Annotated in this window: 14 protein-coding genes; 5 read left to right on the forward strand and 9 right to left on the reverse strand. The window is 37.3% G+C overall.

Annotation, left to right across the window (positions count from 1 at the left end):
- The first annotated feature begins 120 nt into the window (after nucleotides 1–120).
- Together ACPF63_RS11435 and ACPF63_RS11440 are read left to right on the forward strand one after the other, a co-directional pair.
- The gene (locus ACPF63_RS11435; protein ID WP_077414434.1) at nucleotides 121–606 is read left to right on the forward strand and encodes a hypothetical protein; all 486 of its coding nucleotides are present in this window, start codon (nucleotides 121–123) and stop codon (nucleotides 604–606) included.
- Nucleotides 607–627: 21 nt separating this feature from the next.
- Nucleotides 628–1,482: a nucleoside phosphorylase gene (locus ACPF63_RS11440; protein ID WP_077414436.1), complete on the forward strand. Its 855-nt coding sequence runs from the start codon at nucleotides 628–630 to the stop codon at nucleotides 1,480–1,482.
- A gap of 279 nt (nucleotides 1,483–1,761) precedes the next feature.
- On the opposite strand, the gene ACPF63_RS11445 is transcribed toward ACPF63_RS11440, so the two are convergent.
- Both ACPF63_RS11445 and ACPF63_RS11450 read right to left on the reverse strand, forming a co-directional pair.
- Nucleotides 1,762–2,523, reverse strand: coding sequence for a hypothetical protein (locus ACPF63_RS11445; protein ID WP_426483115.1), 762 nt, complete (start codon nucleotides 2,521–2,523; stop codon nucleotides 1,762–1,764).
- A complete protein-coding gene (locus ACPF63_RS11450) occupies nucleotides 2,520–2,948 on the reverse strand; it encodes a MarR family winged helix-turn-helix transcriptional regulator (RefSeq protein ID WP_426483116.1) in 429 nt (142 codons plus the stop codon). The genes ACPF63_RS11445 and ACPF63_RS11450 overlap by 4 nt, the downstream gene beginning before the upstream one ends.
- Before the next feature lie 177 nt (nucleotides 2,949–3,125).
- Between ACPF63_RS11450 and ACPF63_RS11455 the strand changes: the two genes are divergently transcribed.
- Complete coding sequence (locus ACPF63_RS11455) at nucleotides 3,126–3,392, forward strand: hypothetical protein (protein ID WP_077414442.1); 267 nt, start codon at nucleotides 3,126–3,128, stop codon at nucleotides 3,390–3,392.
- A gap of 84 nt (nucleotides 3,393–3,476) precedes the next feature.
- Here ACPF63_RS11455 and ACPF63_RS11460 read toward each other — a convergent pair whose 3' ends face one another.
- Nucleotides 3,477–4,037: a DNA-3-methyladenine glycosylase I gene (locus tag ACPF63_RS11460; protein WP_077414444.1), complete on the reverse strand. Its 561-nt coding sequence runs from the start codon at nucleotides 4,035–4,037 to the stop codon at nucleotides 3,477–3,479.
- A gap of 138 nt (nucleotides 4,038–4,175) precedes the next feature.
- Between ACPF63_RS11460 and ACPF63_RS11465 the strand changes: the two genes are divergently transcribed.
- Together ACPF63_RS11465 and ACPF63_RS11470 are read left to right on the forward strand one after the other, a co-directional pair.
- Nucleotides 4,176–4,475 (forward strand): hypothetical protein, encoded by a 300-nt coding sequence (locus ACPF63_RS11465; protein ID WP_077414446.1) that lies wholly within the window; start codon nucleotides 4,176–4,178, stop codon nucleotides 4,473–4,475.
- A 120-nt stretch (nucleotides 4,476–4,595) separates the two neighbouring features.
- Nucleotides 4,596–5,405, forward strand: a complete 810-nt coding sequence (locus ACPF63_RS11470; RefSeq protein ID WP_077414448.1) for an enoyl-ACP reductase FabI — start codon at nucleotides 4,596–4,598, stop codon at nucleotides 5,403–5,405.
- Nucleotides 5,406–5,509: 104 nt separating this feature from the next.
- On the opposite strand, the gene ACPF63_RS11475 is transcribed toward ACPF63_RS11470, so the two are convergent.
- The 6 genes from ACPF63_RS11475 to ACPF63_RS11500 all read right to left on the reverse strand — a co-directional run bounded on the left by ACPF63_RS11475 (nucleotide 5,510) and on the right by ACPF63_RS11500 (nucleotide 14,288).
- On the reverse strand, nucleotides 5,510–6,514 hold the full coding sequence (locus ACPF63_RS11475) for a terpene synthase family protein (RefSeq protein WP_426483117.1): 1,005 nt from the start codon (nucleotides 6,512–6,514) through the stop codon (nucleotides 5,510–5,512).
- Nucleotides 6,515–6,719: 205 nt separating this feature from the next.
- The gene (locus ACPF63_RS11480) at nucleotides 6,720–8,159 is read right to left on the reverse strand and encodes a glycoside hydrolase family 30 protein (RefSeq protein WP_426483118.1); all 1,440 of its coding nucleotides are present in this window, start codon (nucleotides 8,157–8,159) and stop codon (nucleotides 6,720–6,722) included.
- Between the two features lie 38 nt (nucleotides 8,160–8,197).
- The gene (locus ACPF63_RS11485) at nucleotides 8,198–9,007 is read right to left on the reverse strand and encodes a glycoside hydrolase family 16 protein (protein WP_426483119.1); all 810 of its coding nucleotides are present in this window, start codon (nucleotides 9,005–9,007) and stop codon (nucleotides 8,198–8,200) included.
- 73 nt (nucleotides 9,008–9,080) lie between these two features.
- On the reverse strand, nucleotides 9,081–11,303 hold the full coding sequence (locus ACPF63_RS11490; RefSeq protein ID WP_426483120.1) for a glycoside hydrolase family 3 N-terminal domain-containing protein: 2,223 nt from the start codon (nucleotides 11,301–11,303) through the stop codon (nucleotides 9,081–9,083).
- A gap of 9 nt (nucleotides 11,304–11,312) precedes the next feature.
- Nucleotides 11,313–12,734 (reverse strand): glycoside hydrolase family 30 protein, encoded by a 1,422-nt coding sequence (locus ACPF63_RS11495; protein ID WP_426483121.1) that lies wholly within the window; start codon nucleotides 12,732–12,734, stop codon nucleotides 11,313–11,315.
- Nucleotides 12,735–12,737: 3 nt separating this feature from the next.
- Complete coding sequence (locus ACPF63_RS11500; RefSeq protein WP_219072569.1) at nucleotides 12,738–14,288, reverse strand: RagB/SusD family nutrient uptake outer membrane protein; 1,551 nt, start codon at nucleotides 14,286–14,288, stop codon at nucleotides 12,738–12,740.
- Between the last annotated feature and the right edge of the window lie 2 nt (nucleotides 14,289–14,290).

Consider the following 14,290-nt stretch of genomic DNA (forward strand, 5'->3'; position numbering starts at 1 on the left):
CAAATTCATTATTCTAAAGAAAACGGTTATTCGAAATACCGGTAAAAATAATGGCGGGAGATTATTGGGCGAGGATTTTTTTAATTGAATTCAACACATCAAAAAAACTAAAATAGTATTATGAAAACAAAACTATGGTTTGCTGTTGCAGCAAGTTTCCTTTCTCTGACTGCATTTTCACAGAAAAAAAAGCAGCCTGAAAAACAGTCCGGAAAGCCGCAGGAAATGGCTGTCTACGCAGAGAAAAGAGGTTCTGATTATTATCTGGTGCGCCTTGAAAAGGATAAAAACATTCCCAATGTGTATGTGTATTCCAACGGTGTTACCAAACCTTATAAAAATTATTCTGATCTTAAAGATATCGTAACAGAATTCCCGGGAATGATGACTTCCAACAATTCTACAAAGGAAGAACTGATTTCCATTCTTACAAAAGATAACCATTTCTACGAAATCACATCACAGCGAAAAGATCCCAAAAACATTGAAAAAACTGTTGTTACGGTATACGAAGTGATGAACGGCCAGAAAAGAATTGTAGAAGAATATAATGACATCTATGAAGTGATGGCATCTCCTTATAAAGATGCGATTATCATTAATTAAAAAAACAAAATTATACATATTATGCTAAACAAACTTGCTGCCTCAGAACTTGTTCTGAATGAAGACGGAAGTGTATACCACCTGAATCTTTTACCCGAAGATATTGCTGACAAAATCATCCTTGTGGGTGACCCTGACAGAGTGGCAAAAGTTTCAAAATACTTTGATACTGTAGAGATCAAAAAAAATAAAAGAGAATTCTATACGCATACAGGAACGCTTCGTGGAGAAAGAATTACTGTAATGTCTACCGGTATCGGAACTGAAAACATCGATATCGTAATGAACGAACTGGATGCTTTGGTGAATATTGATCTTAAAAATAAAGAATTTAAGACTGAGCATAAAGCTCTTGAACTATTCCGTATGGGAACTTGTGGAAGTGTAAACCCTGATGTACAGGTTGACAATATGCTGGTTACCCAAAATGTAGTAGGATTAGACGGACTGATGCATTTCTATCAGGATTATAGCTTTGAAAATGAGTTTTCCAAAAACTTCTTAGAAAAATTCCCTTACGAAAAAATTAAGCCGATGCTTTACTTCTCAGACTGGGCTGAAGAAATGGGTGACTACTACAAAGATGCCAAATACCACGGAAATACGGCAACCTTCCCAGGATTCTATGCGCCACAGGGAAGACAGCTTCGTCTGAAAGCAGTAGATGATCAATTCTTAGAAACATTGAACGATCTTGGAATTACCAATTTTGAGATGGAAACTTCTGCAATCTATGCGCTTTCAAAACTATTAGGACACAAAGCCATTACCGTAAATAACGTTATTGCCAACAGAAGACGCGGTGAGTTCTCTGCGGACCACCATGCTTCAGAAAAAAACCTTATTGATTGGGTATTGGAAAGAATTATTAAGTAATTACTTTTATTTTACATAAAAAAACTCCGGAAGCTATTTCCGGAGTTTTTTTATAGGTTTTGGCTAAAGCCAATGGTATTTGTTTATTTTAAAAACGGGCTAAAGCCCGTTCCTATTGAATTTTGATCCCTTCACAATCAATAGAACTCCACATCCTTCCTTGCCATTCCGTAGGAATCCAAATACTAACTTTTAAAAACAGAATAGAGATTCCTACGGAATGACAAAGGGGTCAAAAGAAGTTTCGTAGGTAAAAACGGATAGGAATCGATACAATGATTACAAATGGAAAGTCCTTGGATCAGGATACTGAAAAACATAATCCAGTTCTGAAATCAGTTTTGAAGATAAAACCTTCTTCCCTTTTATTTCAAAAACTTCCTCATCAGGTATATTTTTCTGTACATTAATCACCTGACTTTTTGCCGGATGAATCGGAGCCGTAACATTATAAAGTTTAGCTTCTGCTTTATTTTCAATCATTTGTGTGATAATAGCACTGATATCAGCATAATGAATATGATTCACTGCATGATCAAGATTACCCACGTTATAGTTTTTCAGAAGTCTGTTATCTCCCATCAGACCTCCTAATCTCAGAATACTAAGCTGAGGATATTTGTTTCTCAACATTCTTTCTCCTGATACATTCTCAAAAGGAACATCCTCTTCTGTAAACTCTTTGGGAAGATCCGGGTAAACTCCTGTGGAGCTCATCAGAAACATCTGCCCTGTAAAATCACCGATAAATGCTGATAAATTTTGGATTCTATTATATAAAGAACTTACACAGCAACTTTTTTCAGAAACCGGAATAGTAATAATCAAAATATCTATATTTTTAACTTCCTCCCATTGAGGAACAGGTTCTGTCAACTGATAGTCCGGAAAAGATGCCACGACAGCATTCATTCCTTTGTTATTCAGATCTTCTGCTTTATTTTCAGTTGTTGTCGTTGCAGATATGGTATATTTTCCGGATAAGGAAGACGCTATTCTCTCTCCCAGCCAGCCATAGCCAATAATTCCTATTTTCTTCATATTTCGGATACAGATTGAATTGATAATATTTCATCTAAAGAACCCATCAGTTGAGTTTTCACTTCATCACTCAGATGTATACAGCTCTGAACAGCTTCAGGAATATGTTTTGCTTTTTCTTTGAGCTTTGTTCCATTCTCTGTAAGGTTGATCAGTACTACTCTTTCATCTTCTGAACTTCGGGTTCGGATGATTAGTCCATTTTTTTCCATTCGTTTCAGGAGTGGAGTCAATGTTCCATTATCCAGATGAAGGTGTTCGCCAATCTTTCCGATATTCATTTCACCATGTTCCCACAAAACAATCATGACAAGATATTGAGGATAGGTCAATGAAATTTCATCCAGATAAGGCTTATATAAGCCTGCAATATACCGGGAAACGGCATAGGTTTTAAAACATAAATGTTCTGATAAAGGGATCATCGTTTTTTTATAAACAAAGATAGTTTATTTATTTTGTGCACAATATTTTTGCTTAAAATATTTATTCTTGTAAGTGACATGAGAAACTAGAATCATTTAATAGAACCCAAAATATATTTTTGTTCTAGGCTATGATTATTTTATTACTTTAGCGAAAGTAAAAACTAACCATTGAACATGAAAAACACCAAACAGTCTGACGTCAGTAAGCTTTCCGAACTTTCTATTGAGCAACTTACAAAAGAAGAAAAAAAACGTTCTGCGGCTCATACTACCTTTTGTATTATTATGGGAATATTAATAGCAGCCTGTATCTATGTTACCATAAAGAAAGGTTTCAATGGAATAACTCCACTCCCTTTAGCTTTTTTTCCTTTGTACCTGATTATAAGAAATAGCTGGCAAAATGTCCGAAAGGAAATTCGGTCCCGAAAGGTCAATTAAAATCTATTATTTAAAAACTCATTGATCATCACGTAAAAATGTCCGGGATAAATAAAAAATCACCAAATTTCAAATAAAACCCAACTATTGCTTCCTCGTAAAGCAGTCTTTTATGTGGTCATTTACCATTCCGGTAGCCTGCATATGGGCGTAAATTACCGTAGAACCCACGAATTTGAACCCTCTTTTTTTAAGTTCTTTGGAAATAAGATCGGAAATTTCCGTTGTAGCAGGAACATCAGACAATTTTTCAGGACGGTTATCTATGGGGTTTCCGCCTGTAAAGCTCCAGATATAGCTGGAAAAACTCCCGAATTCTTTCTGAATTTCCATAAATCGCTGAGCATTGGTAACTGCTGCCAGAATTTTAAGTCTGTTTCTGATAATTCCGGAGTTGTTCATTAATTCTTCGATTTTCTTCTCTGAATAGGCGGCTACTTTTTTATAATCAAAATGATCAAAAGCGTTTCTGAAGTTTTCTCTTTTAGATAAGATAGTGTACCAGCTCAGGCCGGCCTGAAAGCTTTCAAGAATCAGGAATTCAAATATTGTTTCATCATCATACACGGGTCTTCCCCACTCTTCATCGTGATACTTTCTGTAGAGGTCATCTTTTTCGCACCATCCGCATCGTACTGTTTCCATAATTATCAAATTTTATCAACTAAAGATACTGCTGATTTAGAAAAATATAACAAAAGATTATGAAAAGTTTAACAGAGGTGTCCTGTTTTAGGAATGGTTATTGTTTAATTACTGATACCTAACCAAATTTATAATATTATGAACAATTCAGAGTACAACAAAGCGGAAAATGCAGTAAATAATGTAGAAAACTCTTTACAGAATGCAACGGATAAAACCAAATGGAAAATCAATGAATTGGCAGACAAGGCCAAAGATTATATCAATGAGAAGAGGAACAATGATCAGGAGGCAAGCCAGGAAGACTGGCTTGACAGGGTAAAAGCTAATGTATCTGATGCCTGGGAGGATATCAAGGATAAAGCAGATGAGGCATGGGAAAAAACCAAAGATGCAGCAGAGGATGTAAAGGCAGAATGGAATAAGAAAACCAATTAGTATTTCAGTCATATAAATATTTTCAATAAAATGGAGTCTTAAATTGATAAGGCTCCATTTTTTATTATGCCATAACCACAATTATTGCTACATTTGTATTATAATAAACATTAAAAAATTATGTCATACGGTTTACTTAAAGGCAAAAAGGGAATTATTTTTGGAGCCCTTAATGAACAATCTATCGCATGGAAAGTTGCTGAAAGATGCCATGAGGAAGGTGCTGAATTTATCTTATCCAATGCTCCTATTGCTTTGAGGATGGGGGAACTTAATGGATTAGCAGAAAAAACAGGTTCTGAAGTAATAGCAGCAGATGCTACTTCTATAGAAGATCTTGAAAAACTTTTTGATGCCGCTGTTGCAAAATTTGGAAAAATCGACTTTATCCTTCACTCTATCGGAATGTCTATCAACGTAAGAAAAGGAAAACATTATACAGAAATGAACTACGACTGGTTGGAAAAAGGCTGGGATATTTCCGCTGTTTCTTTCCATAAGGTAATGCGTGTAGCCTGGGAAAAAGACTGCATGAATGAATGGGGAAGTATTTTAGCGCTTACATACATTGCTGCTCAGAGAACATTCCCGGATTATAATGATATGTCTGATAACAAAGCTTATCTTGAAAGCATTGCAAGAACTTTCGGAAACTATTGGGGTGAAAGAAAAGTACGTGTAAATACAGTTTCTCAGTCTCCTACAATGACTACTGCCGGTAGTGGTGTGAAAGGTTTCGGAGGATTCCTTGGATATGCAGAAGATATGTCTCCACTAGGAAACGCCACTGCTCTTGAATGTGCAGACTATTGTGTAACTTTATTCTCTGATCTTACGAAAAAAGTAACGATGCAGAACCTTTTCCATGATGGTGGTTTCAGCAGCTCAGGTGTTACTCAGAGAGTAATCAGTAAATATGATACTGAATAATAATTCATCGAAAAAATAACGAACTGATAACGTTTCGTTTACCATAAAAGAAAACCCATGAATCTGTTTCATGGGTTTTCTTTTTTTAACAGTCATCAATATTTCTAGCCCGGGAACTCCCCTTCCACATATCCTCCATTCACATATCTGGAAGTATCATTAGTATGCCATGCATATACTCCGGCAATCATAATTCCCAAATCCTGTATATAACTGTATACCTCATTCTGCCATTTCCCGAACGGAGGAAGATGATCCCGCAATACCAGAAATTCTTTTAAATATTGATCGTGAATTTCCAAAGCTTTCATGTAAGCGTCATGTAATGAGAGTGTATACTCCTTCTGCAAAACTTTTACCAGATTCATGGTATCTCCGTCCCTGTGAATTTCTTTGGGTAAAGAGATGATGTCATTGTGTATACCAATCATTAAAGAACACAGAGAGTAAATACGCCTGATATGCGGATGTTCGAAAATTTCATCAGGCAGCTGTCTGTATTCTTTCTGCAATACTGCATAATCACAGTATGGCAGTACTCCACTTGTAGCTTCACGAATAAGCAGATACACAGGCAATGGCGGGACAATATTTGCCCGATAGTATGTTTTTTCTTCTGAATAACCTATCAGCACATCCTGAATTGATTTTATAAATCTTCTGTATATACTTTGAGGAATACCGCAATTGAGAGCATCCTGCCTGAGGACCCAGAATAAATGAAAAATACCATTTTCAGAGGGTTCTTCAGAGTTTTCACCGGATAATAATGCAATAACCTGAGCCATTATTCTGTACATTTCATCTCTGCTGCAACGATCAAAATAATCGTCCATCATTGCCCCATTTGCTGTATAGTTGGCTAAAGGCCTGAGTTCTGCAATATTTTTAAGGAAAGGGCAACCTCTTGCAGCAATATCTGTCAAATGATGCGATTTATGCTTTTCACGGGCTTCTTTACTTTGAAAAGCGTATTCTTCATCAATCCATTGATAATATTCTTGTCTTTGTTTTTGCAGCTCAGGATGAGTGAAATCCGGAAAAGGGTAATGAGGCCTGGGAAGTAAGTGCAGGCCTGCATAAAATTCTTCATTTGTTGTTGGTTTCATGGTTTTTATTTTAGGAACAGATTAAAATTATTGAAAAAAATCATATAATTCATAAAAAAACAACATATCAAACTATAATACAACAAGTTACGCCTATTTTTTCAAGTCTAAAGATAGAATTTATACAGTGGTATAGAGTATTTAAAATAAACCCGGCGGCCTCTTCGAGGCCGCCGGGTCTGTCAAAAATAATATTAATATGATATTATAAAATTACGGTCTGTATAGAGTGTGCCGGAGCGTTCAGTTTGGCTGCCATTCCTTCTATCCACAGGTTTGTTTCAATATCATTGTCTGAATCGTTCATGATCACGGTTACCAGCTGTCCGTTTTCGTTCATAAAGGCAGAAGACGTCAGTGCTGCTCTGTTGGAAGAACTCCCTATTCTCTGGGCATTCGGTTTGATATATTTTGAAACATGTCCTATATAATAGTATTCATAGGTATAGAAAACCTCTCCGGTTTTGGTATCTGCAATAATCGGGGCAAAACAGAAGTTTCCTTTGTGGTTGGGTCCTCCGGTTTCATCCAACAGAATGTTCCAGTCGGTCCATAGTGCATTTCCTTTATTGAAATCATTCAGCATATTTTTGCTGTACAATTCTCCCAGACTTACATCATAGATCTTATCCATACTGAACTGTTCTTTGCATCCTTCCGTGAAGGCCAGGAATTTATCTGGAAAAGCTCTGTGTGTTTCTGCTAAATTGTCAAAAAGCTGCGTTTTATTATTCCATGTTTCATACCAGTGATAGCCGATTCCATGAGCATATTTTGAAGTTTCCGGATCACTTAGCGTAGTGGTTGCTCTTTGATAAATAAGGTCTCTGTTGTGATCCCAGATCATTACTTTTTTATCTTTATATCCGTTTTTCCAAAGTGTTGGCCCAAGATTCTTTTTCAGGAATTCTCCTTCTTCTTCAGCAGTATAAATACATGATTCCCAGCTTTGGGTAGCCATCGGCTCGTTTTGAACAGTTAATCCCCAGATATTAATTCCTCTTTTTTCGTATTCCTTAATGAATTTGATATAATAATCTGCCCACGTCTGGTAATACTCGTTTTCTAATCTTCCGCCTTTATACAAACTTTTATTTGATTTCATCCAGGCTGGCGGACTCCACGGAGAGAAATAGAAGGTGAAATTATTCCCAATCATTTTCTGGGCTTCTTTGATCATCGGAATCTTATACTTCTCATCATGAGCAACGTTGAACGTCTTCAGGGAAGTGTCATTATCCTCTACATAAGTGTAAGAATCACTGGAAAAGTCGCAAGAATTCATATTGGTACGGACAACAGTGTAACCCAATCCGTTTTTGCCAAAATAAGCGTCAAGGATTTCCTTTTGCTTGTTCTTTGGCATTTTATAAAAAGTTTCTGCTGATGCATCGGTAATAGCACCACCAATTCCTATCAGTTTCTGATATTTAAAATTGGGAGCCACAAAAATACAGGCCTCAGTTTCTTTAGGCTGACCAAATTGTTCAAATTTAACGGCTCCTTTATCCGCCATCTTCTCATTCGCTTTCGAGTTGGTAAGGATCACCTTAGCTGTTTTTCCTGCATTCTTTTTCCAATAATTCTGCGCATTAATGTTGATAACAACGCCTACTACAAAACAACTTACAATTAGTTTTCTCATGATTTTTTCTGTTTTTGGACCTATCGTCCTCATTTTCATTATTTATTCTGATAGACCCTTACGTAGTCTATATAATACTTCTGTGGAAAAATAGAGTCATCAATTCCTTTCTGTCCTCCCCACATCCCACCTACTGCAAGGTTCACAATAATAAAGTAAGGTCTGTCAAAAGGCCATGCTTCATTATTTTTTTCTTTATTCTCATAGGTGAAAAATTTCTTATCATCTATATAAACATCAATCTTTTCGGGAGTCCAGTCTGCTTTATAGACATGAAACTTTTCGCTGGCATCTTTTACAAACAGAGTATCTGTTTTCTGTGTTCCCAGGATATGATTGTACTTTTTAGTGTGAACAGATGCATGTATAAATCCCTGGTTATACCCAACATGTTCCATGATATCCAGTTCACCATCATCAGGCCACTTCTTCATATTTTCGCTCATCATCCAGATTGCCGGCCATGTTCCGCGACCTTTGGGAAGTTTTGCCCGGACTTCTACTGTTCCATATTGAAAAGCGAATTTCCCTTTGGTTAAAAGTCTGGCGGAAGTATACTTATTGGTTTCCCAATTTTCTTTTTTAGCTTCAATGATGAGGTTTCCTTTTTCCATTCTGGCATTTTCAAGCCTGTTTTTGGTATAAAACTGAGCTTCCTCATTTCCAAAACCGCCTCCACCTACATCATAATTCCATTTTAATGAATCCGGAAGACCTTTCCCATTGAATTCATCATTCCAGATCAGGGTTCTGTGAGCATCAGATTTGTGCGAGGCACAGTTTAAAGCAAAGAAAAACGAAGTCCCTGCTGCACCTATTGTGATGATATTTTTAACTTTCAAATTCATTTTTATTAGATTTTAGCTAAAGCTATTTTCTGACTTCTTTATTAAGCGGGCTTTAGCCCGCTTCTATTGAATTTTACTTTGTCCAGTTAATTCTTTTGGTCTGTACATTTTGAGAATTGGTTCCGATCATAATATCGAATTCTCCACTTTCCCAGTCAAAATTCAGATTGTCATCAAAAAACTTCAGGTCTTCCGGTGTCAGCTTAAACTCTACCTTCTTACTTTCTCCTTTTTTAATAAGTACTTTCTGGAAACCTTTCAGTTCCTTTACAGGTCTTACCACTTTACCGAAAAGATCTCTGATATAAAGCTGTACCACCTCTTCACCATCATATTTCCCTGTATTGGAAACGGTAACGCTGATATTCAGAGTCTGATTTCCTGTAAGGCTTGCAGAACTTAAAACCATGTCAGAATATTTAAAATCTGCATAGCTTAAGCCATATCCAAACGGATATTTCGGATCATTATCAAGATCTATATAGGCTGAAACATAGTTTCTGTCTGTATTATTTTTTGCAGGCCTACCCGTATTATAATGATTGTAATACACAGGAATCTGCCCTTCTGTTCTTGGAAAGCTCATCGGAAGTTTCCCACCAGGATTTACAGCACCGAATAAAACGTCTGCAATAGAGTTTCCGGCTTCAGTTCCCAGCCACCATGTGTACACGATTGTCGGAATATGATCTGCTGCCCAGTTGAAAATCAAAGGCCTTCCGGCGTTAATCATCAGAATGATTGGCTTGCCTGTTTTAGCAATTTCTTTCAACAAATCTTCCTGAACTCCTGTAAACCCAATAGCACTTCTGCTTTTTGCTTCTCCGCTCATCGCATGGCCTTCTCCCAATGTCATAATCACTACATCCGCTTTTTTTGCCGTTTCTACAGCTTCTGCAAACTGGGTTCTGTCCTGATCATCGACATTACAGCCTTTTGCATAAAGTAAAGTGGAATTTTTATCCAGTTGATTTTTAATTCCGTCAAATTGTGAAACGATTCTTTGGTTATCATCTTTAAAAGCAATAGACCAGAACCCGTGATTTGCCACTGTTTCTTTACCAAAAGGGCCAATCAGAGCAACTGTTTTCGTAGTTTTTGAAAGGGGAAGAATATTTCCCTGGTTTTTAAGAAGAACAATACTTTTTGAACCAAATTCTCTTCCGAATTTTCTGTTCTCCTGATTATCGGTCTGTTCTTTCTGTCTCTTTTCATTGCTGAACCGGTAAGGATCATCAAAAAGACCCATTTCAAATTTTTTGGTTAAAATTCTTCCTGTTGCATCATCTATCAGTTTGGGGTCTACTTTTCCTTCTTTCACCAGTTTTGGAAGTTCTGCCATATAGACACGGCTTTCCATATCCATATCACTTCCACCCTGTATTGCTTTTTCAGCCGCTTCATTAGCATCTTTGGCATAACCGTGAGGAATCATTTCCCCGATGCTTCCCCAGTCTGAAACCACAAAACCTTTATAGTTCCATTTTCCTTTTAAAAGGTCTCTTTGAATATATTTGTTGGCTGTCGCCGGAATTCCGTTGATGTCATTGAAAGAGTTCATAAAAGTAGCTACTCCTGCTTCAGCAGCAGCTTTAAACGGAGGAAGGTACGTTTCATTCAGCTGTCTGAGGCTCATATCTACAGAATTGTAATCTCTTCCGCCTACTGCTGCACCGTATGCTGCAAAATGTTTTGCACAGGCCATCACGGCATCAAGACTTCCCAAACCTCTGCCCTGAAATCCTTTGATCCTTGCCAATCCTATTTTTGTTCCCAGGTAAGTATCTTCTCCGGAACCTTCCATTACTCTTCCCCATCTCGGATCTCTGGCAATATCCACCATTGGAGCAAACGTCCAGTGAATCCCATATGCCGCCGCTTCTGTTGCAGCAATTCTTTCCGATTTTTCTATCATTCCCATATCCCAGCTTGCCGCCTGCCCCAGATTTACAGGAAATGTGGTACGATATCCGTGGATAACATCCTGCCCAAACAGCAAAGGAATTTTAAGCCTAGACTGCATTGCCAGTTTCTGAAATGATCTGGTTTCTTCTGATCCTGCCACATTCAGCATAGAACCCACTTTACCTTTTTTAATTTCTTCCAAAACGGCTGCCGAATTAGATTTCTGAGGTCCTGTAGCATATTCAAACCCACTGTACTGTACCATTTGCCCTACTTTTTCCTCAAGGGTCATTTTAGACAGCAATTCTGCTACTTTCTGATCAATTGTTTTCTGTCCGTATGCATTCATTCCCAATGCGGAAAATGCCAGTAAGAAATAAGCTCTTTTCATAGTATCAAATTAAAAAATATAGGTTGCTGTAGAACGTCCTGAAATTGTTACAGCAGCGGTTTTCCCGGCAAATTTAATATTAAAATTCTCATCTGAAGGGTTATCGTTCTGCACAATTAAAACTATTTTCCCAAATTGAGTCTTAAAAGCAGCAGTGGAAAGTTTATCTGTCTGTGTGGAAGCGATACGCTGTGATCCTGCCGGAACAAATTTCGAAGCGTGGGCAATTATATAATAGGAAACATTTCTTGTGAAATTCTCGCTGTCAGACACGGTAACTGCTCCTTTACATTCTGTACAACCGCCTGGTGTATGCGGAGCATATTCCGGATCGTTAGCAAGATTCCATTCCAAAGCGATTTTACTCCAGTTTCTCATGGAGCCGATAATTACATTTTTTGTGTGCCAGTTCAGATCTTCGGTAAAAGTTCCTTTTGATCCGGTCCACTGTTCGGTAAAGTATAGATTTTTATCAGGGAAAGCATTATGCACAGTACTTAGAGCCGAAATCTCTCCTTCATACAAATGAAAAGCGGATCCGTCTATATACTTGTTCGCCTCGGCGTCCTTTAAAATATCAATGGCATATTCAGGTTTGTTGCAATTGTGATCATAGACAACAATTTTCGTGGTAATTCCATTGGCTTTAAAAACCGGTCCGAGATGGTTCTTAATAAAATCTCCCTGCTTTTCAGACGGCATATACAAACTCGGATTATTTCCCGGGTGTAAAGGTTCATTCTGAGGGGTTACTGCATCGATGATAATGCCCTCTTTTTTCATGCCCTGGATGTATTTTACAAAATATTGGGCATATGTTCCATAGAATTCAGGTTTCAAACTTCCTCCTTTTGACTGGCCATTGTCTTTCATCCAAACCGGAGGTGACCATGGCGCAGCAATGATTTTAACAGAAGGATTGATTGCTAAAATCTCTTTTAACGTAGCAATCAGATTTTTATCTTTTTCCAGACTGAAATTTGAAAGAGAAGGATCAGTCTGTCCTTCCGGCAGATCATCATATGAAAATACTTTACCATCAAGATCGGAAGCTCCTATACTTAACCTTAAATAGCTGATGGAAATTGAGTTTTTATCATTTCCAAAAAGTTCGTTAAGCAGTGCTTTTCTTTTGGAAGATGACAATCGGTTGATTACCTCAACACTTCCCCCTGTTAATGTATATCCAAAGCCATCAACATATTGAAACTTTTGAGAATCATCAATTTCAATATTCTGAAAACTGTTGGAAGTATTTACAAATTTAACAGAAGTCTGCTTCTGTAACTTTACACTTTCATCACCTTTTGTAAGCCAGTACTGCACTTCATTTCCTTTATTGGAAGCAACTGTACACGACAAAGAAAAAAGGGCCACACCACTAAGTAGTGCGGCACCTCTAAAGAAACTATATAAGTTGTGAAACTTCATATTTTAGTAACCAGGATTTTGTTTTAAAACTGTATTCGGCAATTCATTGAACGGAATTGGAAGAATTTCATTTTTATTGGCTTTAAATCCTTTGAAGGCAAGCTTAGAAGGAGCATCTCCCCATCTTACGAGGTCAAACCATCTGTGCCCTTCTCCTGCAAGCTCTCTTCTTCTCTCATCTTTTATGGCCTGTAAAGAAACCGGAACCGATGCTAATCCAACTCTTAATCTTACCGCATCTAATAAAGCCTGAGCTCTTGCTCCTGCACCTCCTAAAGCTTCTGCCTCCATCAGGTAAGTATCTGCTAATCTTATTGCAATATAATTCTGACGGAAATTCAGTTCTGCTGGTCCAGGAAGTGAACTTTTTAAAGCATTCGTAGGTAAGTATTTATTTAAGAAATATCCTGTATCAGCAAACGCTGGGCTGTAAGTAATTTTACCATCTGCTACGAGTTTTTTTGCATTAAAAACGGTTACATCCAGTCTTGGATCTCCCTGCATGAAAGTAACAAAATTCTCTGTTACGGTATTAAATGCCCAGCCTGAATAGATATCAGGTGCATCATTATTCGGGATATTTTTTAGTGAATAAGAACGAGGCCCTACCATTACGTTGATAGAGTTCCCTTCATCTTTACCCTGCCCCCAGAATCCCCAATCGGAGTTTCCTTTATTGGTATGCATTACTTCAAGGATAGATTCTGTTGAAAACTTATAAGGATCCGATAATTCAGGACCTACTTTAAATAAGTCTGCATAATTGGCTACCAGTTTATATCCATACTGGCTGGTTCCTCCAGGAGTACCATTTACCTCAGCGAACTGTGCTGCTGCTTGAGGCATTTTTTTATCATAAAGATAAATTTTACCTAAAATAGCTCTTGCAGTTCCCTGTGTGATTCTTCCTTTATCATTCCCACTTGATACCATCATCAGATCTGGAATAGCAGCATTGATATCGCTTTCTATCTGAGTATAAACATCATTAGGATTAGCCTGTGGAATATTCCAATAATTATCATCAAACTTTACGGATTTAAGGATTAAAGGAATATTTCCAAACATTCTTAACAATTCGAAATAATATAATGAACGAAGAACTTTTGCTTCTGCGATATATCTTTTCTTAATATCATCACCCATATTAGCACTCGGAACTCTTTCTATTAAAAGGTTAGCACGTGCAATTCCCTGATAATAGTCTCTCCAGTAACTGGCTGGCATTGTATTCGGGTTAATCATATAGTTATTTAGCCCCTGAATTCCTGCTCCATCATTAGAGTTTCCTCCTCCTGAATAAAAATCATCAGACCCTGCATTAAAGAAAGTAACTGAATTCTCGAATCCGCCTGAATATTTTCTCAAAAGATCATATACTGAAACCAGAGCACTGAAAGACTGCTGCTCATTCTGAAAATACAAATCAGTATTAAAAGATCCTGAATTCTGTACATCATCCAGATAGGAATCACTACAACCCATATTGGTAAAACTCAGACCTGTCAGGAATGCAACGGCAAGTCCTTTATATATAAAATTCTTATTTTTCATTT

The sequence above is a fragment of the Chryseobacterium sp. R2ACT005 genome (assembly GCF_049949215.1).
Classification (GTDB): domain Bacteria; phylum Bacteroidota; class Bacteroidia; order Flavobacteriales; family Weeksellaceae; genus Chryseobacterium.